This is a genomic window from Paenibacillus sp. J31P316, assembly GCF_056269105.1.
On record NZ_JBWDNI010000004.1, the window covers coordinates 23,984 to 44,750 of the forward strand.

Annotated in this window: 20 protein-coding genes; 15 read left to right on the forward strand and 5 right to left on the reverse strand. The window is 53.9% G+C overall.

Annotated features, from left to right (window positions below):
* Nucleotides 1-194: 194 nt before the first annotated feature.
* From AC0YNU_RS15550 to AC0YNU_RS15605, 12 genes are all read left to right on the forward strand, one after another.
* On the forward strand, nt 195-1,943 hold the full coding sequence (locus AC0YNU_RS15550) for a sensor histidine kinase (protein WP_475758053.1): 1,749 nt from the start codon (nt 195-197) through the stop codon (nt 1,941-1,943).
* Complete coding sequence (locus AC0YNU_RS15555) at nt 1,940-3,016, forward strand: response regulator (protein ID WP_475758055.1); 1,077 nt, start codon at nt 1,940-1,942, stop codon at nt 3,014-3,016. The genes AC0YNU_RS15550 and AC0YNU_RS15555 overlap by 4 nt, the downstream gene beginning before the upstream one ends.
* Before the next feature lie 109 nt (nt 3,017-3,125).
* Nucleotides 3,126-4,829: an extracellular solute-binding protein gene (locus AC0YNU_RS15560; protein WP_475758057.1), complete on the forward strand. Its 1,704-nt coding sequence runs from the start codon at nt 3,126-3,128 to the stop codon at nt 4,827-4,829.
* Nucleotides 4,830-4,906: 77 nt separating this feature from the next.
* Nucleotides 4,907-5,797, forward strand: a complete 891-nt coding sequence (locus tag AC0YNU_RS15565) for an ABC transporter permease (protein WP_475758059.1) — start codon at nt 4,907-4,909, stop codon at nt 5,795-5,797.
* A gap of 20 nt (nt 5,798-5,817) precedes the next feature.
* On the forward strand, nt 5,818-6,702 hold the full coding sequence (locus tag AC0YNU_RS15570) for a carbohydrate ABC transporter permease (protein WP_475758061.1): 885 nt from the start codon (nt 5,818-5,820) through the stop codon (nt 6,700-6,702).
* Nucleotides 6,703-6,940: 238 nt separating this feature from the next.
* The gene (locus AC0YNU_RS15575) at nt 6,941-7,705 is read left to right on the forward strand and encodes a DeoR/GlpR family DNA-binding transcription regulator (protein WP_475758063.1); all 765 of its coding nucleotides are present in this window, start codon (nt 6,941-6,943) and stop codon (nt 7,703-7,705) included.
* A 14-nt stretch (nt 7,706-7,719) separates the two neighbouring features.
* Nucleotides 7,720-8,496, forward strand: coding sequence for an alkaline phosphatase family protein (locus tag AC0YNU_RS15580; RefSeq protein WP_475758065.1), 777 nt, complete (start codon nt 7,720-7,722; stop codon nt 8,494-8,496).
* Entirely contained in the window at nt 8,484-9,740 is a 1,257-nt protein-coding gene (locus AC0YNU_RS15585; protein ID WP_475758067.1) for an MFS transporter, read from the forward strand. Before AC0YNU_RS15580 ends, AC0YNU_RS15585 begins: the two co-directional genes overlap by 13 nt.
* 314 nt (nt 9,741-10,054) lie before the next feature.
* On the forward strand, nt 10,055-10,888 hold the full coding sequence (gene kduI, locus AC0YNU_RS15590; RefSeq protein WP_475758069.1) for a 5-dehydro-4-deoxy-D-glucuronate isomerase: 834 nt from the start codon (nt 10,055-10,057) through the stop codon (nt 10,886-10,888).
* 31 nt (nt 10,889-10,919) lie between these two features.
* A complete protein-coding gene (locus AC0YNU_RS15595) occupies nt 10,920-11,699 on the forward strand; it encodes a DeoR/GlpR family DNA-binding transcription regulator (RefSeq protein WP_475758071.1) in 780 nt (259 codons plus the stop codon).
* Nucleotides 11,689-12,438, forward strand: coding sequence for a 2-dehydro-3-deoxy-D-gluconate 5-dehydrogenase KduD (gene kduD, locus AC0YNU_RS15600; RefSeq protein ID WP_475758072.1), 750 nt, complete (start codon nt 11,689-11,691; stop codon nt 12,436-12,438). The genes AC0YNU_RS15595 and kduD overlap by 11 nt, the downstream gene beginning before the upstream one ends.
* An 82-nt stretch (nt 12,439-12,520) precedes the next feature.
* Nucleotides 12,521-13,192, forward strand: coding sequence for a bifunctional 2-keto-4-hydroxyglutarate aldolase/2-keto-3-deoxy-6-phosphogluconate aldolase (locus AC0YNU_RS15605; RefSeq protein WP_475758074.1), 672 nt, complete (start codon nt 12,521-12,523; stop codon nt 13,190-13,192).
* Nucleotides 13,193-13,395: 203 nt separating this feature from the next.
* Here the strand turns inward: AC0YNU_RS15605 and AC0YNU_RS15610 are convergent, their stop codons facing one another.
* A complete protein-coding gene (locus AC0YNU_RS15610; protein WP_475758076.1) occupies nt 13,396-14,205 on the reverse strand; it encodes a sugar phosphate isomerase/epimerase family protein in 810 nt (269 codons plus the stop codon).
* Nucleotides 14,206-14,313: 108 nt separating this feature from the next.
* Nucleotides 14,314-15,219, reverse strand: coding sequence for a helix-turn-helix transcriptional regulator (locus tag AC0YNU_RS15615; RefSeq protein ID WP_475758078.1), 906 nt, complete (start codon nt 15,217-15,219; stop codon nt 14,314-14,316).
* A 209-nt stretch (nt 15,220-15,428) separates the two neighbouring features.
* Here AC0YNU_RS15615 and AC0YNU_RS15620 point away from each other — a divergent pair, with 209 nt between their 5' ends.
* Together AC0YNU_RS15620 and AC0YNU_RS15625 are read left to right on the forward strand one after the other, a co-directional pair.
* Nucleotides 15,429-17,264, forward strand: coding sequence for a glycoside hydrolase family 35 protein (locus AC0YNU_RS15620; RefSeq protein ID WP_475758080.1), 1,836 nt, complete (start codon nt 15,429-15,431; stop codon nt 17,262-17,264).
* A 63-nt stretch (nt 17,265-17,327) separates the two neighbouring features.
* Complete coding sequence (locus AC0YNU_RS15625) at nt 17,328-17,672, forward strand: hypothetical protein (RefSeq protein ID WP_475758082.1); 345 nt, start codon at nt 17,328-17,330, stop codon at nt 17,670-17,672.
* Nucleotides 17,673-17,736: 64 nt separating this feature from the next.
* Here the strand turns inward: AC0YNU_RS15625 and AC0YNU_RS15630 are convergent, their stop codons facing one another.
* Nucleotides 17,737-18,987, reverse strand: coding sequence for a YhgE/Pip domain-containing protein (locus AC0YNU_RS15630; protein ID WP_475758084.1), 1,251 nt, complete (start codon nt 18,985-18,987; stop codon nt 17,737-17,739).
* Between the two features lie 177 nt (nt 18,988-19,164).
* Here AC0YNU_RS15630 and AC0YNU_RS15635 point away from each other — a divergent pair, with 177 nt between their 5' ends.
* Complete coding sequence (locus AC0YNU_RS15635; protein WP_475758087.1) at nt 19,165-19,788, forward strand: TetR/AcrR family transcriptional regulator; 624 nt, start codon at nt 19,165-19,167, stop codon at nt 19,786-19,788.
* Nucleotides 19,789-19,883: 95 nt separating this feature from the next.
* On the opposite strand, the gene AC0YNU_RS15640 is transcribed toward AC0YNU_RS15635, so the two are convergent.
* Nucleotides 19,884-20,384 carry an SRPBCC family protein gene (locus tag AC0YNU_RS15640; RefSeq protein ID WP_475758089.1) on the reverse strand — a complete coding sequence of 167 codons (501 nt, stop codon included), beginning with the start codon at nt 20,382-20,384 and terminating at the stop codon, nt 19,884-19,886.
* The gene (locus AC0YNU_RS15645) at nt 20,368-20,733 is read right to left on the reverse strand and encodes an ArsR/SmtB family transcription factor (RefSeq protein ID WP_475758091.1); all 366 of its coding nucleotides are present in this window, start codon (nt 20,731-20,733) and stop codon (nt 20,368-20,370) included. The genes AC0YNU_RS15640 and AC0YNU_RS15645 overlap by 17 nt, the downstream gene beginning before the upstream one ends.
* Between the last annotated feature and the right edge of the window lie 34 nt (nt 20,734-20,767).

Consider the following 20,767-nt stretch of genomic DNA (forward strand, 5'->3'; position numbering starts at 1 on the left):
CCGATCGGCCGTTTTTTATGCATACCGGTGCAAAATCGTCCGAAATTGTCCGATCAAGGTGCACTTTCCTACCGATTCGGCCGGATATCCGTAGGAAATGCGCGTATTGTGTATTAGTATAAATGGAGCGCATGATCTCAATGCTAGTTGACAGAAGGCTTTCCCATGATTTTCATCCTGAGAGGGGTCATTGATTGCGTTTCCTTGCTGGCTTCTGGCCCAAAACCTTAGTAAGAAGGCTATTCATTATCCTAGGCTTTAACGTGCTGATTCCGCTGCTGATGGTCATCTTCATATCCTACAAAAGCGTCTATCCACTGCTCGATCAGCGCATTCGGGACGGCATTCAGAATAATCTCAATATGTACCAGATGACGCTGGAGAATACGCTCGTCAGCATTAACAACGTGTCTCAGGCTCTTGCTTATGACGGTCGTATCGGCAAGAAGCTGAGCCAGTTTCTGACGGAAAAGGACATCTATGCGAAAACGCAAATCAACAACGATATCCAGCAGGATTTAAGTATCATATCCAGTACGAATCCGACGCTGGGTCTGTACTTCTATTATTTTGAAGATCAGAAGAAGGTTCTTTATCAGAACTATAACGTAAGACCCGACTTCTCGCTCGAGAAGCTGCCGCGGCTCGTTGAATTGAGCGGGATCACCTATTATGGTCCGCATTCGACGAATAGAGAGTACAGCAACGTTCAAGTGCTGTCCGTGGCTCGGAAGATTGTGATGCCGGATCAGAACAACGTTTATGTCTACCTCGAGACAGGTTACAAGCTGTGGGACAAAATCAATCAAACCGGACATACGGACAGTCTGGAGGATTACCGGCTTATCCTCGATCAGAAGAATCAAATTACGTATAGCGAGAACTTGGCCGATTTTCCGATCGGAACGAATCTGAACGCCCATGCATCCGGTGAACTTCGGGAAGCGAACGGCTATTATATGTTCGAAGCGACGAGCAATCAAGGCTGGACGGCGGTCGATGTCATCTCTAAGGCGGCCTATCATAAAGAGGTTAAACGATGGATCGAACAGCTGGTCGTCATTCTGATGATCTCCATTCTGCTCTGTTCCTTGTTCGCCTGGTCGATTTGGCGTATGGTCTATGTGCCCTTACGGAAGGTCAATCGAGATATGCGGCTTATCGAGAATAGCGATTTCGACACGCCGCTCTCGCGGTTCTCGATTATGGAATTCGATACGATGATGCGGCACTTTGATACGATGCGAGGCCGCGTGAAGGAGCTGCTGGAAGAGAACAGGCTGAAGGAAAAGCGCCGGGCGGACTTCGAAGTGGAGAAGCTGCTGTACCAGATCAACCCGCACTTCATCCATAACACGCTCGATACGATTCAATGGTTGGCTCGCTTGAAGGGCCACGAAGATATTGATACCGTCGCGACTTCGCTCAATAAATTGCTGTATTACAACCTTGGCAAGAAGGGAACGCAATCGACAATCGCCGAAGAGTTGGAAGCGCTGAAGGATTACATGGCGCTCCAGAAGATCCGCTATGATTTTGAATTCAGTATGACCGTTGAAGCCCAGGAGGAACTGAAGAGCTGCCTGGTGCCGCGGTTTATTTTGCAGCCTCTTGTGGAAAACTCCCTCTATCATGGGAATTTTGATAAAGACGGGCTTATTGAGGTGACCGTTGAGCCGGACGGCAGCGAATTCATGATTATTCGGATACGCGATAACGGTCGCGGCATGACTTCGGAAACGATCACGCGACTGCTGGAGAAGCAATCGGAGGAACAGAACCGAATCGGCCTTGGAATCGGAGTTTACTACGTGAAGCGGGTATTCGATTCCCAATATAATGGACAAGCAGGATTCCATATTAGCAGCATCATAGGCGAAGGCACTTGTATTACGCTTCGGATACCTCGATTGCATGCAGTGAAGGAAGGCGACAGCTTATGATGCGTGTGCTGATAGTGGACGATGATCGATTAGCGCGAACGGGCTTAATGACGCTGCTGCCGTGGAATCAATTCGAATTAAAAGTGGTAGGCGAAGCGAGCAATGGCGAGAAAGCGCTTGAGTTCCTGAAGTCCCATACGGTTGACCTGCTTATTACGGATCTGGCGATGCCGGTATTGTCTGGTATCGATCTGATGCGCCAGGTTCGCGAGCTATATCCGAACATGTTTATTGTCGTGCTGTCCTACCATCAGGATTTCGAGCTCGTTCAAGAGGCGCTCCGGCTTGGGGCGATCGATTATATCGCGAAGATTCAACTGGAGAAAGAGAAGCTGGAAGAAGTACTGGACCGGATTATGAAGCGAATTCGGTTCGAATTGAAGCAGAAATCGGAAAAGCCCAATTCGAGTGAGCAGCAGGTTGCCTCACCTGAGGAGCAGGCCCGGATCCTGGCAGCGATGCTGCCGTTTGATTGGCTTCGAGACGATAACAAGCTGAGCAAGCTGATCGCGTATATGGAGCAGCATGAGCTGCAGTTGGAAGCTGTTCAAGGGTCGAGAGAGAAGCTGCTTCTTAAGCTAGATCCGATTGTGCCGGAAGCGAGGAAGGTCGATGCGGCCTCCATTCAGACACTCGCAGAATGGCATGCGGATATTGCGGCTTTACGGAAATGGTTCCAGACGGAACCGAAGCTGATCCCATACTCGATTGAGATGATTGAGGCTATCGTGAGGGCTGCTCATTATATAAGGGATCATCTCGGTGAGGATCTTCATCTGGACCAAGTCGCACGCGAAGTTGGCGTCAGCCGAAGCTATTTCAGTGAGTGCTTCAAGGACATTATCGGCATTTCCTTCCAAACCTACCTTCGAAACGTCCGTTTGGGGTTTGCACTGAAGCTGCTCGAAGAGACGACGCTTCCTATCTATGCGGTCTCTCAGAAGGCGGGCTATCCGAACGAAAAGTACTTTAGTAAAGTGTTTCGGTCTATTTTTCACCTGCTGCCGAGCGAATATCGGGCAAGAGGTGCAAAATCGTCCGATTGGATGAAATATGTCTATCCAACCACATAAAGCATCGAACCGAATAATCACCTGCAAAGGACCGTTTGTGCTCTCGCGGATGGTCCTTTTTGCTATACGATAGTGCAAGAAAGCCAAACGATTACACAGGGGGATTAAGATGAAACTGCGCTTGCGAAGTACAGCAATCATGTTGACGGCTTGTTTGGCAGTTCTATCCGGATGCGGCTCGAATAACGGCGACTCCAGCAACACAGGCAACGCCAGCAACAAGGGCAACGCTGCATCAGATAACACCTCGAACGCTGGCAACAGCAATACGGCAAATGCGGGCAATGCTGCCGCGGCGCCTGCCGATCCATTCGGCAAGTACGCTGAGCCGGTTACGATCAATATCGGCAAATCCATCGACCCGACTTCAGAGAAGACGCTGCCAGCCGGCGATACGGTGGAGAACAACCAGTACACCCGTTACACCGAAGAGAAATTGAACATTAAATTCAATCATTTATGGCAGGCGCAAGGCGATGCGTATACGCAGAAGCAGAAGCTCGCCATTGCGAGCAACGACATTCCGGATGCGATGATCGTGGGCTATGCGGACCTCGTGAAATTGGTCGAGGCAGGCCAATTGGAAGACATGACGGAGGTTTACAAGAACTACGCGTCTCCGCAAATTAAGGAAATGTACGAATCGGCTAGCGGGATCGGCCTCAAACAGGCGACGTTCAATGGCAAGCTAATGGCGATTCCGAACTCGCAAACGTTGGCGGACTCGATCTACATGCTGTGGATCCGTCAAGATTGGCTCGATAAGCTCGGTTTGCAGCCGCCGAAGTCCGTGGATGACATTGCGAAAGTGGCCAAAGCATTCATTGATAACGATGTTAGCGGCAAAGGGACCGTCGGCATTACGGGGGACAAAGCGTTGTTCGAGATGGACAACTCCGTAGGCGGCTTGGATCCGATCTTCGCAGCGTTCCACTCCTACCCGCTCAACTGGGTGAAGGACAGCTCGGGCAATGTCGAGTTTGGCGGCATCACGCCGGAGACGAAGGAGGCGCTTGGCAAGCTTCGCGATCTGTACGCGCAAGGCTTAATCGAGAAGGAATTCGCGCTTCACACCGATCCGCTGGAGCTGGTCAGAGGCGGCAAGTCGGGTATCTTCTTCGGTCCATGGTGGATGGGCTACGATCCGCTGCCGGATACGATGAAGAATGATCCCAAAGCGAATTGGAAGCCTTACCTGGTCCCTCTTGATTCGGCAGGCACGTTCAATACGCATGTTCAATCGCCGACAAGCGCTTACTTCGTCATGAACAAAGGCTACGCTCATCCGGAAGCACTCATGAAATATATTAACGTGCAAGTCGCGGCGGAAACGTATGCAGATCCGGACGCTTCGAAGCTTGATCCAGGCGTGGGCTTGCAGAACTGGCCAATGCGCAGCGTAACGACGTATGCGGATAATGTAGAACGCAATGCGAAGGCGATCAACGATGTACTGGACGGAGCTGCGGACGTATCGACATTGAACAGCAACCAGAAGCCGCTTTATGACAATTGGCTGAAGACGAAGGACAACCCTGCGTCAGACTTCGGCTCGTGGGGCCCGTCATTCTCCTACATCGTTTCCGGTAAAGAGCTGTTCAAGCCAATGAACAAAGTATTCAGCTTGTATTATGGTCAGACCAAGTCCATGGAAACGAAGTGGGCAAACTTACTGAAGCTGCAGAATGAGACGTATACCAAGATCATCATGGGCAGTGCCGATCTCAGCGCCTTCGACGCCTTCGTGAAGAACTTCAAGGCGCAAGGCGGAGATGACATTACGAAGGAAGTTACAGAGGCGCTCAAGGGATAGGAAGAATGTGCTGACAAATAGCGCCGGGGGCTTAGCTCCAGGCGCTACTTGTTCTAAATGAAGGAGTGGAAGAAAAGATGAGGAACCGGACATTCATAACGAACTACTACCTGATGCTGATACCCGGAATGATACTGCTGATTATGTTCTCTTTCATTCCGCTGTTCGGGATTGCAATCGCTTTCGAGAACTTCAACGCGGGGCTTGGCATTTGGCGCTCGGAATGGGTGGGACTCGATAACTTCAAGTATATGTTCCAGTTGTCCGACAGCCGCGTTATTTTTATCAACACGATTAATTTGGCCGTGATGAAGATTATCGCGAACCTCATTGTTCCGCTTATTTTTGCGCTGCTGCTGAATGAAGTGCGCAAGATGGCGTTTAAACGTTTTGTACAGACGGTCGTTTACTTGCCGCACTTCCTGTCCTGGGTTATTCTCGCGGGCATCGTGACGGACATGTTCTCTTATCATGGAATCGTGAATCAATTATTCAGCACTTTCGGGTTTAAGCCCGTCTTGTTTCTGGCAAGCAATTCATGGTTTCCCGGCATTCTCGTCGGAAGCGATGTGTGGAAGGAATTCGGCTTCAATACCATTATTTATTTAGCCGCGCTGACCGGCATCAATCCGTCCCTCTATGAAGCAGCGGCGATCGATGGAGCCGGCAGAGCCAAACAGCTATGGCATGTAACGCTGCCCGGCATCAGGCCGACGATCGTGCTGCTGACAACGCTCAGCCTCGGCAATGTACTGAATGCGGGCTTCGATCAAATATATAACATGTACAATCCGCTGGTGTACTCCTCTTCCGACATTATCGATACGTATGTGTACCGCGTTGGCCTATTGAACGTGCAGTACGGATTGGCGACTGCGGTCGGCTTGCTTAAAGCGGTCGTAAGCCTCCTGCTGATCGGCGTTTCCTATACGTTAGCATCCAAATTCGCGAATTACCGCATCTTCTAACTAAAGGAAGTGACTGAACGATGGTTAAAACACGCTCATTCGGCGCGGTTTCTGCCGATGCACTCATTTACTTGATTTTAGGCCTTGTGATGATCTCAACGCTTTATCCGTTATGGTATACCGTTGCGGTGTCCTTCAGCGACAGCAGCGCGGCAGCGGGGGGCCTCGTCAAATGGCATCCGGTTCACTTTAATTTGGCGGCTTACCATGAAATCATGAGCGACCGAAAGTTTTTCAAGGCCTTCCTCGTTTCGATCGAACGGGTTGTCCTCGGAACGTCGATGAGCTTTATCATTACCTTATTGATGGCTTACCCGCTTTCGAAAGAAAATAAAATATTCCCCGGGCGCAATATCGTCATGTGGTTTCTTGTTGCCATGATGCTGTTTAACAGCGGGCTCATCCCGTGGTATATGACGATCAAATCATACGGCATGCTTGATTCCATTTGGGCGCTTGTGCTGCCCTATGCAGTGCCGGTCTTCAACATTATTCTCGTCATCAACTACTTCAGAGGACTGCCGAAGGAGCTCGATGAAGCGGGGATGGTCGATGGAGCGGGAGCTTGGTATTTGCTCCTAAAGATTTACCTGCCGCTCTCGGTGCCTGTCATGGCAACGGTCACGCTGTTCAGCATCGTGTTCCACTGGAACGCCTTCTTCGACGGTCTCATTCTCATGAACAAGCCGGCCCATTATCCGCTTCAATCCTATGTGCAACAGCTCGTCATAAACATTAACACGGCCGAGCTTACCACGGATCAGCTGCAGAGTCTGTCGCAGCTTTCGAACAAAACATTAAACGCAGCGAAGATCGTCGTTACAATCGTGCCCGTACTGATCATTTATCCGTTCTTGCAGCGGTATTTCGTGCACGGAATTACGCTTGGTTCGGTGAAAGAATAATCGCGTGCCCGTTAGGCTCGGCGGCCGAGAGTCAGGCGGTGGTTATAATCTAGGCTGCGTTTAAAGCGACAGCGATATCCTAGCAGCCCTTCAAGAGCTTCGTACACGGCGTACGGGGCTCTTGCCGCATGCAAGCTTCGGAATAAAGAGGGGAAATTCCCTTTTGCTTGACAATACTTGGAACAGCGCCTATACTTCGTTTGTGTATTTATGTTGAAATGAGTGGAGATGGTTGCATTTGTTTGCGAACGAGCGGTATATGCAGATCCTCCAGTTGCTGGAGAAACAATCGTCGATTACCGTTTCGGAACTAATGGAACGGTTCGGCGTCTCCATCGAGACCGTCCGCCGCGATTTGGCGGAGCTCGAGAAGCAGCAGGCGCTCACGCGCGTGCATGGCGGGGCCGTTTCCGCTAAGCAGGGCAAGACCTTCGCGAAGCTCGAAGCCCGCATAACGGAGAACACGGAGTTGAAAAGCCAGCTGGCTGAAATTGCGGCCCGGTACATTCAAGAGGAAGATACGATCGCCCTCGACTCCGGCAGCACAGCCATGGAACTGGCGGCGGTCATCAAACGCCGGTTCCGCAAACTGACGATCGTCACGAATTCGCCGGAGGTGTTTAATTGCTTCCGCGACTCGGATGGGTTCGATCTGATTCAGATCGGAGGAAGATACCTGAAGGAAGAGAAGGCGTTTTACGGCCATCTGGCGTTGGACGCGATTCGGCGGCTTCATTATTCGAAAGCGTTCATTTTCCCGTCGGCAATTTCTCTGAAGAACGGGGCGACCGAGTTCGTGCACGAACTGTTCGAAATCCAACGCGCATTCATGCAGAATGCGGACGAAGTCTTCCTGCTGGCGGACAGCACGAAGTTCGAGACGGCAGCGGCCATCAAGCTGTGCGATTTGTCCTCTTCCTTCAAGATCATTACGGACGACCGGCTGCCGGCGCCCATCCATGCCCTGTATCAGAAGCATGCCCTGCAACTTATCAATCACTAGTAGGAGTGAACCTGATGAACGAGAAAATCGTATTGATTTTGGTCGACGGTATGCGACCAGACGCTTTGGCCGCTTGCGGTCATCCCTTTATCGAGGAGTTGAGCGCCTCATCCGGCTATACGCTGCAAGGAAGAACGGTTATGCCCAGCGTTACGCTGCCTTGCCATATGTCGTTGTTCCACAGCGTTCCGCCTCAGCGCCATGGCATCTTGGACAATGTCTATACGCCGCAGGTGCGTCCCATTGCCGGACTTTACGAACAGCTGCATGCCCATCAGCGTACATGCGGCATGTTCTATAATTGGGAGCAGCTGCGCGATCTAAGCCGCCCCGATTCTCTCGCCTATAGCTGCATGATCTCGGGCACGGTCCACACCTATGAAGCATCGAATGAAATGGTGACCGATCAAGCGATTCGCTATATTCAGCAGCACTCGCCCGATTTCGTCTTCCTGTACCTTGGCCTCGTGGACGAGATCGGCCACCGGCATGGCTGGATGTCCGACGCTTATATCGAATCGGTCCATGCCTCATGGACTTGCATCGAGCGGACCGTACGCGCCTTGCCTTCCGACTATGCCGTGCTCGTGACGGCAGACCACGGCGGCCATGACCGTACGCACGGCACGGATATGCCGGAGGATATGACGATTCCGTTGTTTATCAAGAGTCGGTCAATGGCCCCCGGAACGGAACTCCGGCAGGCAAGCATCCTGGATATTGCCCCTACCATCGCCAAACTGGCCGGCGTGCCAGCCAACGGCGATTGGGAGGGCCGATGTCTGCTTTAGCCTTGACGCCTCGGCGATCCCTGGCTTTCAGCTTGCTGTGCTGCCTGGTGTATTTCACGAGCTATATGACGCGGCTCAATTACGGCGCTGCGATCTCCGAAATCGCCGATTCGCTGCGGGTATCCAACCAGCTGGCCGGCATGGCTTTGATCGGCAGCTTCGTCGCCTACGGCATCGGCCAGCCGATATTCGGTTTATTGGGTGACCGCATGTCCCCCAAGCGAATGATCGCCATGGGACTTGCCGGGACCGCCCTGCTCAATTTGGCCGTGGCCTGCATGAGCAGCATCTATCTGATTACCGCGATGTGGTGCGTCAACGGCTTGTTCCAAGCGATGCTCTGGCCGCCGCTCGTACGCATCATGACGCAAACCTTGTCCCGCGACGCTTACAATCGCACGAGCGTCGGCATTGTCGCGGCGGCTTCCTTGGGCACGATCGGCGTCTATCTGCTTGTCCCGCTCTGCATTCTCCTCTCCGGCTGGCGGATGTCCTTCGCAATCCCCGCGCTGCTGGGCTTGCTCGTTGCGGCGATTTGGTACAGGGGCGCAAGCAAATACGCGATAGAAGCATCGGCTGGCACGCCAGCAGCATGCCAAGGAGGAATTTCCGACTCCGGGAACGAGAACGGCAACGGGACTATAGGAACATCCGCGCTGGCCGGGTTGTTGCTGCCGATTATCGCGGCGATCATCCTGCAAGGCGCCTTGCGCGACGGGATCACGACGTGGATGCCGACCTACATCGACGATACCTACGGCTTCGGCAATTCCCTCTCGATTCTCAGCACGGCCATCCTGCCGATCTTCGCGATCGTCAGCGTATCCGCGGCTTCGTTCTTCCAGCGCTTGCTGCGCAACGAGATCAAGACGGCAGCGCTCCTGTGGGCCGCCGCCTTCGCGGCTGCGAGCTTGTTGGCTGCATTCTATAACGCGAACGCGGTCATAGGCATTGCATTATTGGCACTCCTGACCGGATGCGTGCAAGGCATTAACCTGATGCTTATCAGCCTGCTGCCCGCGTATTTTGCCAAGTTCGGCAATGTCTCGATGGTATCGGGCGTGCTCAATGCGTTCACATACGTCGGCAGCGCGGGTTCGATTTACGGCATCGCAGCCTTCAGCGAGCATTATGGGTGGCGATCGACCATCCTAGGATGGTGCGTCATCGCGCTGGCGGGTGTCATCCTTTGCGGCGTTTGCGTCAAGCGCTGGAAGCGGTTCACCCTGCAGGCCGTCCAATAGCCGCATCGCGTTCTGCGAACCAAGAAAGTCGGGTTGTCATACGGGTTTCCAGGCACGTCGACGCCGTACATTTGCGACAGAACCTTTAATTCCACGTTCCATGTGGCGTTGAAGGTTTTTTGCTATGTTGTTTTAGGCGTAGCGGTTAGAAATACAAGGGGAATCGAATTTACCGCTGCTCAAATGGGCTGAGATTACTAATAAAACGGCGGCAGGAAGAGCGGATTTCAGCTTGCATTACAAATACTTTCGATCTAAAATGAACATATAAATTAGTATATGAACTCATATGAACCTAAAAGGAGGATTTTATTGTGGATATTCGTTATGCTTCCCATCCTAATGAAGTCAAAGCATTCGATACGACCCGCCTGCGCGAGGAGTTTCTCATCGAGCAGTTATTCGCTCCCGATCGGCTCGTGCTGAGCTATTCCCACGTCGACCGCTTCATTATCGGCGGCGTCGTGCCGGTGAACGAAGCCGTGAAGCTGGAGGCGGATCCGGCAACGATCGGGGCTGCCACGTTCCTGGAGCGGCGCGAGATCGGCATCATCAACGTCGGCGGCACGGGTACGGTAACCGTTGACGGCGAAACGTTCGTCATGGCGAACAAGGATTGCCTTTATGTCGGACGCGGCGCGCAGGAGGTGACTTTCGCCAGCGAAGACGCGGGCCAGCCGGCGCAATATTATTTGAATTCGACGCCTGCGCATCAGACGTACCCGACGGTGAAGGCCGCGATCAGCGAAGCGTCCCCGAACCACCTCGGCAGTCAAACGAATTCCAACGAGCGCACGATATACCGCTACATCCACACCGGCGGCATTCAGAGCTGCCAGCTCGTCATGGGCATGACGCTGCTGAAGTCCGGCAGCATGTGGAACACGATGCCTTGCCATACGCACAACCGCCGCTCGGAAGTGTATTTCTACTTCGACATGCCGGAAGACGGCGTCGTCTTCCACCTTATGGGGGAGCCGGACGAGACGCGCCACGTGGTCGTCCGCAATGAACAAGCCGTCATCTCGCCAAGCTGGTCGATTCACAGCGGCGTCGGCACGAGCAGCTATACGTTCATTTGGGGCATGGCCGGCGAGAACCAAACGTTCGAGGATATGGACGCCGTTAAAATGACGGAGCTGAAATAAAGAAAATAACGCAAGAAAGCGATGAATTCGAATGAACCCACTGCGAAGATACGAGAAAATCATGGAACTGCTGCTGGCTGAACGGGAAGTGACGGTCGCGAAGCTTACGGAACAGCTGCAGGTGACGGGCAAGACGATCCGGGAAGACCTGGCGAAGCTGGAAGAGAAGGGGCTGCTGACGCGCATTCACGGCGGCGCGGTCCTCGCGCAGGAGAATCAGCTCGGCATTCTGTCGCCGAAGCAGGCAGCCGTCCCGAACGAAGCGGAGCGTCTGGAAACGGCAGCGGCGGCGATTGCGTTGATCGAACCCAATGACGTCATCGCCTTGGACGGCGGCCGAACGACGCTGGAAATCGCTAGACGGCTGCCCGATGTCTCGATGACGGTCGTGACGAACGATCTGTTCATCATCGCGGAGCTTGCCCGCAAGGAGCAGATCCGCCTTGTCGTGCCCGGCGGCTATCAGTACCGGAACACGCTGATCGGTGCAGAAGCGGAAGCGTACATCCGCAAGCTTAACATTTCCAAAGCGTTCCTGTCGGCGACGGGCGTTCATCAGACCTACGGCTTTACGATCTATGCCGGCGAATCCGTGCCGCTCAAACGGGCGTGGCTGGAAACGGCAAAAGCCTCGTACGTGGTGGCGGACCATCACAAATTCGGCCAAGCGGCTTTGTTTACGTTCGCGAAATTAAGCGAAGTCGAAGCGATCGTCACGGACTCGGGCATCTCGGCCGAGACGGCTGAGTTGTTCCGGCAAGAAGGGACACGGGTACTCATACAAGGAAGGAGTGGGAGTCATGAGCTTTGATTTGACGGGCAAGACGGCGCTGGTTACCGGCACCTCCGGCGGAATCGGGCAAGCGATCGCGATCGGACTGGCCGAAGCGGGTGCATCCATCGTGGCGGTCTCGGCATCGAACAGCAACGAGACGGTCGGCATCGTACGCGGACACGGAGGCGCCATCGAACAAATTTCGGCTGACTTAAGCGATGCGGACGGTCTGGAGAGTGTCTTCCGAGAAGCGCTGGGAGCCTTCGGAGGCATTGATATTCTCGTGAACAATGCGGGCACCATTCGCCGGACGCCGGCTGCCCAGCATGCTCGCGAAGATTGGTACGATGTCATGGACATCAATCTGCATTCGGTCTTTTTCTTATGCCAGCTTGCGGGCAATCATATGATCGAGAGAGGCAGCGGCAAAATCATCAATATCGCTTCGCTGCTGAGCTTTCAAGGCGGCATCAACGTTCCCGGGTACACGGCCAGTAAGCATGCGGTGACCGGCGTTACGAAAGCATTGGCGAACGAATGGGCAAGCAAAGGCATTCAGGTCAATGCCATTGCGCCCGGTTATATCGATACCCGCAATACGGCGCCGTTGATTGCGGACGAGAAGAGAAGCCAGGCCATCCTGGAGCGTATTCCGGCTGCCCGTTGGGGAACTCCCGATGACTTGAAAGGACCGGCTGTGTTCCTCGCTTCTTCCGCTTCCGATTATATGAACGGCCATGTGCTCTGCGTAGACGGTGGCTGGATGGCTCGTTAAGATCACGGTAGCTCGATATCTCTCATCATCTCTCGGCGCACGTGAATGACGTAAATAGAACAATCAGAAAGAGGTAACAACGATGAAAAAAATGAAGCTGCTGAATGCCATGCATGAGGCCGGAGTGGTCGCCGTACTGCGAGCCAATTCCCCGGAAGAAGTGGTCCGGATGGCGGACAAAGCCATTGAAGGCGGCATTCGCATCATTGAAATCACGATGACGGTTCCGTTCGCTTGCGAAGCCATAAGCGCGCTAGCCCGCAAGTATCAAAGCGTTGATGAAAGCCGTGACGATTATGCCGTCATCGGCGCTGGCACGGTGCTTGATTCGGAGACGGCGAGGGCCGTCCTGCTGGCGGGCGCCGAATTCGTCGTATCTCCGAGTCTCGACGAAGCGACGGTCCGGCTGTGCAATCGCTATGGCGTCCCGATTCTTCCCGGCGCCATGACCGTGAAGGAAATTACCGCCGCGATGGAGCTCGGCGTCGATGTCGTCAAGCTGTTCCCGGGCAATCTCTATTCGCCTTCCATTATTCCGACTCTAAGGGGCCCGTTGCCGCAAGCCAATATTATGCCAACCGGCGGCGTGGGGCTGGATAATCTGAGAGACTGGATCGCCGCTGGCGCATTCGCCGTCGGCATCGGCTCGGATCTGACCAAGGAAGCCGTGGCGAGCGGCAACTTCGACCTCATTACGGCCAAGGCGAGTGCTTATATCGAGGCCTATCGGAGCGCGAAGAAGCAAGTGAAGTAAGAGAAAACCTCCAAGATAGAAGAAGATACGAGAGCAGCCACTTCCAGGAAGTGGCTCTTTTTTTGGTCATTTTAAGGTGTATACGGAGTGGGATTAGGGAATTGTTCGGGCGTGGAAGTAGATAGACAGATACCGTTCCTGAACCTCCCTGAACCTTCCAGGCGGCATAATAGCCCGGAAGCGTTCGGATGGGACGAGGTCCGTTATGCATTAAATGTCTTTCGCATATGCTCCCCCATCCAAAGGCAGGTATCCCACAAATCGGCTACCGGCTGTTGGCTGAAGGGGAGCGTATGCATATAACCGGGAGGCCCGAATTCCGGGGTTACGGTGGTCATGCCGAAGCCTTGTTCCGCCCGCTTGTCGAGGATGCTTTTCCACCAAGATTCGTGTGCCCGTAATTCCGCTATGTACTCCGGCGCGGCGGGATGGGGAACTTGAGGGCCTTGGGCATACCCGACGCGGGCGTGGATATGAATCGTTCGCTCGAAAGCGATCCGGAGCGCTTCCGCTTGATCCCCGAGCAGGGATTCGCAGACGCAGCACCAATGGCTGAAATCCGCCGTAATGCGCAGGTCCGGCAATGCCTCGAGCAATCGCGCGGTATTCCAAGGCGTGTACATCGCCCGGTGCCGATGCGTCTCATGCCCGACGGATAGGCCGGCTGACTGCTCGGCCCGAAGCGCGGATCGGAAGAACGCGAGCTGTTGTTCGAATGACATGCAATCCCGTGCGCTGTGCGAAATAACGAGCAGCGGGTTGTATGCGGCGGCACGTTCGATGCCCTTCGCGAACGTCTCCTCGTGAGCGGTCAAGGAATCGCCCGTCGAGCCGATAAGCGCGATGTAATCCAAGCGATGCTCCTGCAGCAGCTCCAAGAATTCGCTCTTATTTTCCGGGGAAGGGAGCGAGGCTTCGACGCCGTCGTACCCGGCCGCGGCAATTTGCTCGATGCTTTCCCGGTAGGACAGATGCTCCATGCCCCACAAGGATTTAAACAAACGGATGCTCATATGCGTAAATCTCCTTTGGCTTCTAATGAGGATGCACTTTATCGTAGCATCGCCGCCTCGGGTACGCCATTTTGAATCGTCTTGCTCGTTTATAGAAATGTAGCTTTATCATGTAGCTTTATTCGGAGCGGATCCATTGAAATGCCGAAACTGCTGCGGTGATACCCCCATCGCTCTTCGAAAGGCTTGACTGAAGTGGCTGGTCGAGGAATAACAAAGGGCATGTCCGATTTCTTCCACGCTGAGCCGGGGGTTCTGCAGCAGCTTCTTGGCTTCCCGGATCCGGATGCGCTGCTGATACACGGAAGGGGAGATGCCATAGACCAGCTTGAAGCACTCGTGCAAATAAGTCCGGTGCACGTTCAATTGCTGGGCGACGGCCGTAATGTTAATCCGGTTATTCACGTGATATTCCATCCAATACGCGGCTTCCCGTGCCAGCTTCAATTGCGAGGGCTTGGCCCCGGAGCCGGGCAGCGGATGGGCTTGCGCAGCGATAAGCTCGGTTGCCAGATTCGCGATAAAGTCCAACATGCTGGCATGCATCTGCAGATGGTTGACGGAGGCCGCCATGTCATCCGCGATCGCCCTGGGCTTCGTCTCATCACGAACCATCAGCTGCTGCAAATGCTCGCCGAAACGAGCGATGAACCGCGAGACCCATTCGGATACGTGGCCATAGGATTCACGGCGAAACAACGGGTCGGCGGTCAACTGGAAGATCATGTTGATCGCGTTGATTTCCACCTCGAAATGGAAGTCGAAATAACTGCAATCCACGCGCGTTTCCGTCCGGTGAAGCATCTCGGATTGGATAATGATCGCGTCGCCGGGATACAGCCGATACATCCGCCCGTTGACCCATTGATCGATTTCGCCGGAAACGCAAAATAAAAACTCGAAATAAGGATGCCGATGGTCCGGGTAGGACCAGCCGGCTTGGTGCTTGGCATATTCCATCCCCGGAATCCGCAGCGCATTGTACAAATCGGGCAATTCGAACGTATGATCCATGAAGAGCTCCCTATTCACGTATAGTTCCCTACATTTATATCGCGATAACGCCGCGAAAATAAATTATAGCCTACATTTATATAACAAATCCATACCATTTCGAATGGTTGATCCGGATGTCGAATGGTATGATTCGGGGATATAGCAGCGCCAGGCAAGTGATCTAGCGCTTTACGACACGACAACCAACAAACAGTGGAGGGTTACGCATGAGTCTTCTGACGTTCAACGAACAAACTTTCCTCATGGATGGACAGCCGTTCCGGATCATTTCCGGGGCACTTCATTATTTCCGAATCGTTCCGGGACATTGGCGGGACCGCCTGCTCAAGCTTAAGGCTTGCGGCTTCAACGCCGTGGAGACGTATATCCCGTGGAATTTGCATCAGCCGGCCGAGGATCGCTTTCAATTCGAAGGTCTTGCGGACGTTGGCTTGTTCATTGAAACGGCTGCGGAGCTTGGCTTGTACGTGATCGTGCGGCCGAGTCCGTATATTTGCGCGGAATGGGAATTCGGCGGGCTGCCGTCGTGGCTTCTTGCCGATTCGGACATGCAGCTGCGCTGTGCCTATCCACCGTTCCTCGCGAAGGTCGACGCTTATTACGATGTACTCATTCCGAAGCTGAAGCCGCTGCTCAGTACGAACGGCGGACCGATTATCGCGGTGCAGATCGAGAACGAATACGGCAGCTACGGCAACGATAAGACGTATTTGGAATATCTCCAAGTCTCGCTGATCAAGCGCGGCGTGGACGTGCTCTTGTTCACTTCGGACGGAGCAGATGACGGATGCTTGCAGGGCGGAATGGTGGAAGGCGTACTGGCGACGGCTAATTTCGGATCCAAGCCCGAAGAATCGTTTGCCAAGCTGCGGGAGTACCAGCCGAACGCGCCGATCATGTGCATGGAATATTGGAACGGCTGGTTCGATCATTGGGGCAAGGCGCATATTACGCGCAAGTCGGACGATGCGGCCAAAGTGTTCGAAGACATGATGACGATGGGCGCTTCCGTTAACTTCTATATGTTCCACGGCGGAACGAATTTCGGCTTCTACAGCGGGGCGAACCATCATATGGGCACTTACGAGCCGGTCGTCACGAGCTATGATTACGATGCGCCTCTGAACGAAGCCGGCGATCCGACGGATAAGTACTTGGCGATCCGGGAAGTGATGTCCCGCTTCGTGGATTTGAGCGAAATCCCCGTTCCCGAGCCTTCCGAGAAAAGAGCATACGGGACCGTGCGGCTGACGGAGAAGGCGGAGCTGTTCAGCCAATTGCCTCGATTATCGGAGCCCGTGCGCCGCGCGGCGCCGGTTCCGATGGAGAAGCTGGGACAGGATTACGGCTTTATTCTGTATTCCACCATCGTTACGGGACCGAAGACGGATTGCGAGCTGATCGCCAAAGAAGTGCATGATCGGGCGACCGTCTACGTGAACGGCGAATACCGCGGCGTGCTTGAACGATGGAATCCGGCATCCAAGGTCACGCTCGATATTCCGCCTGAAGGCGCCCGTATCGACCTGCTGGTCGAAAATATGGGACGAGTCAATTACGGGCCGAATATGAGAGATCCGAAAGGCATTACGGAAAGCGTGCGGCTGCATAGCATGGGATGGTGGAATCAAATGCTGTTCGATTGGACGATTCGTCCGCTTCCGCTCGAGGATCTTTCCCGTCTCCAATTTGGACCCGAGGTTCTTTCCGGAGATTCGGAATCGGTAACGGGATCGGAATCCGGTTCGGAATCCGGATCGGAATCGGAATCGGGAATAACCGATCGCCCGACTTTCCTTCGGGGTACGCTTCGCGTAGATAACGCCGCGGACACGTTCCTGGATATGAAAGGATGGACCAAAGGAATCGTCTTCGTGAACGGCTTCAATCTCGGCCGTTATTGGGAGGCAGGTCCGCAGCGGACGCTGTATGTTCCGGGGCCGCTATTGCGCGAAGGGGACAATGAAGTTCTGATATTCGATGTGCATGGGGGAGCTCCGGACAGAAGCGTTACGTTCCTGGACAAGCCCTTGTTAGGATAAGCATGCGTGATGTAAAGCGCCTTGAGCAATGCCGCAGCGGCGGATGCTCAAGGCGCTTTTATCATGCGGCGTCTGGACCGGTTCAGACTCGCGTATCCATTTCGTTCATTTGCCGAAGCCAGCGCTGCAATTCACGACCGTGGAGGAAGATTCGCGGTCGTTAAACGTCTGGGCCAATTCCGGCTGAAACGCGCTATTGAAGAACTGCTCGGGCGTGCAGCCGGCGAACGCTTTGAAATCCTTGGCGAAGTGAGCGTGGTCGGCATAGCCGCATGCCTGCACGATATCCAGATAGCCGTAGCCGGCATGACGGAGCCGGATCGCATGCTGGAAGCGGACGAGTCTTCAAGGCTGCTCCGCAAGCGTCGCACTACAAAGTACGGCGCAAACCCGGCGTATGCTTGTTGAAATCGGATTGAAATCACAAAAGGACAAGCCGTTTGGCTTGCCCATCGTCATGTCAAAAAGCGAATTAAACCGCGGATTCGGATGACTCGGCTGAGTCGGAAGACGGGAAAGGCTCGGAGGACGCAAAGACCGCGGAAGAATCGGGAACGACGGAAACCAAGGAAACCGCCGACTTGCCTTTCTTGAATCCGGATGCCAGCAGCAGGAGCAGGAACGCTCCGATCAAACTCCACAAGACGGATGTGCTCGAATCGATCGCTCCTAACCCGCCATAATACATCACTTCTCGAAGGTCGACGGCTGCGAACCGGAGCGGTGTCCAAGAGTAAATCCAATCATGCGATGCTTGAGACAGAAACTCCGGCGCCATGTTAAGAAGCGGCATCGAGAAGAACATAAGCAGCACGAGAATGCCCATCGCGGGAAATCCGATCCAGTTCAGCAGCGAAGATTGAAGCATGTAGAAGGTTGAAGCCGCGAACCATAGGAACAGCCAAACGTCCACGTTATGCGCGATCTCCATGCCATACCATGAAGAAGCCATCCATACGAGAAATCCGGATGCCAGGCCAACGATGGCCACGCCGGCAACAGGCTGCCATACGACCGCCGAATGCCGTTTGGCACCGGCCTTCATGGCGTGCACGCCTGACAAATAGAGAATCAACGCCGTGACCAAGCTCCCGATCCACATGATTTGCGTCAACAGTCCGGGCGCATTGCCCGTCGCATTGTTCGTACCGACCGCATGCACGGTCTCTTCATGAACAACGACCGGAGAGAGCAGTGCTTTCGCTACAGCAACCGGCACTTTCTGATTCTCCTCGCCCAGTTGATCAAGCATGGAACTCGAAAGTCCCGTGCTCAGCAAGTTCATCGCTTGGCCAAGCCCTTGTTTGACGACCGTTGCAGCTTGCGCGTTCAAGCCCTCGTTGGCGATAATTTGTACGGTTGCCGGCTTAGGGGACGGACCAAGAAGGGAAGCGATGCCCGAACTAAGATCCGCAGGCAGGATCAAAGCCCCGTAGAACTTTCTGTTGTCCAATCCGTCACGGGCTTCCTCTTCCGAGTTCACGAGCGTCCATTTAATGGGCATTTCAGAATTCGATGTCAACTTCTCTTTTACCATGTCGCCAACGGCTAACGTGCTGCCGTTCCGCAGGTTCACCGATTGATCCAGGGAAACAAGCGCGACGGAAACATCCTTCGGTTTCGTACCGAGAACCGACCCCATCATCGCAGCGCCGAATATTACTAAAACAAGCAGAACGGCGAACGATCCAATCCAAAATACTTTTTGTTTAAATACATGCACGTTATGTGGACTCCCTCACTGTTATTGAACAAGCTGTTGATTAATGAGCATGTTGTTAATTATAATTACGGGAGAGAAAAGTACAATAATCACTATTGGCGCCACTGTTCATTAGTCTACGAATCACGGGGAGAATGTTCATTAACGCAATCAGTAAAGTAAAGGCGGCTTGATGGGATGACGACGAAATTAGATCGCCGCAAGGTCCGGACGAAGCAAATGCTATACCAAGCGCTCATGGGTCTGATTAACGAGAAGGGCATGGAGAATATTACCGTCACGGATGTCGCGAATCGCGCGGAAGTGAACCGGGGGACGTTCTATCTTCATTATCAAGACGTTCCCGATATGCTCCAGCAGTTGAAGGATGAGGTGTACGAGCACATCAAGGTTCACGTGGAGCATATCGATATTCATGTCGCAATGGATTATGCCGAGGAGGAAGAAGCCTATCCCGACAGCGTGAAGATCTTCGAGGCTTTCGGACGGCATGCGGACTTCCTGCGCATCATGTTCGGGCAGAAGGGAGACCTGTCCTACGCGATTCGGTTCCGTCAATTGATGGCCACCCGTATCTATGACAAGCTCAAATACGTGCCGGCCAAAAACATCGACATTCCGCAGGACTATATGGTCGCGTACATCACCGCCGCGAACTTCGGCCTGCTGCTCCACTGGATCGAATCCGGCTTGAGCCAATCGCCGGAGCAAATGGCCAAAATGATGATTCGGGTCATGAACTACGGCCCGCTCGTATCGTTAGGCATTCGGGACGCGCCCACGGGCGGCGACAAGTCTTAAGCGCCCCGCCTGGCCGCGCATACCGCTGCGTATCTAATTTAAAGGGCCCATCCCCCGCGCCGGCGAGGTCGATCGGCCCTTTATTGAGACGAACATTAGCGATTGCGAAGCGTCTCCAGCAGCTTCGTCAGCCGGTCGAACGAATCGTTCATGCCGCCTTCCATGCCGGACTGCAGCATGCCGTCGCGGTCCGCAACCGAGCGGAACACGGACTCCATCTTCACGACCGTCCGTTCTCCGGGCAACTCCTCGAACACCGCCGTCTCCAGCGTCACGTGCCCGCGCTCCGGAAGTCCGAGGAACTCGAAGGTTTGCACGATTCGCTCCGGGGCAGTCACTTCGTGGAACACGCCGCAGAAGGCATAAGCCCCGCCGCCATTCGGATCCTTCGAAATGTATTTCCACGCGCCGCCGTCCCGTGCATCGAACTTCTCCAGCTCCATGGTAAGAACGCTGGGTCCCATCCACTGCACGAACAAATCCGCATCCGTGAAAGCCTCGAATACGAGCTCGCGCGGCGCATCGAATTCTCTCTCAATTAGAATCACTTGCTTGCCCGGCTCTGCCGTCAGTTTCGTTTCATTCACTACGGTCATCGTTATCCATCCCTCTCTTCGATTGATTATGCGGCCGGTTCTGCTCCATCCGCGCTTGCAATAGGCCGTCGAGCTTCTCGAATCGCTTGCTCCAAAGCTGTCTGTAGCGCTTCGCCCATTCTTCCACCTCGGAGATGGACTGCTCGTTCAGACGGTAGATCCGCTGCTGCGCCTTCTTCTCCACGGTGACCACGTTCGCCTCGCGAAGCACCTTCAGATGCTGCGATATCGCCTGCGGGCTGATCGTGAAGCTGCCGCTGATGTCGGATGCGGAAAGTTGGCCATTCTCGGCCAGCAATTCAATAATATGGCGTCTGTTGGGGTCGGCAATCGCTGTAAAAGTATCCATATGCCAATAGTAAACCATTTACTTAATTAAGTAA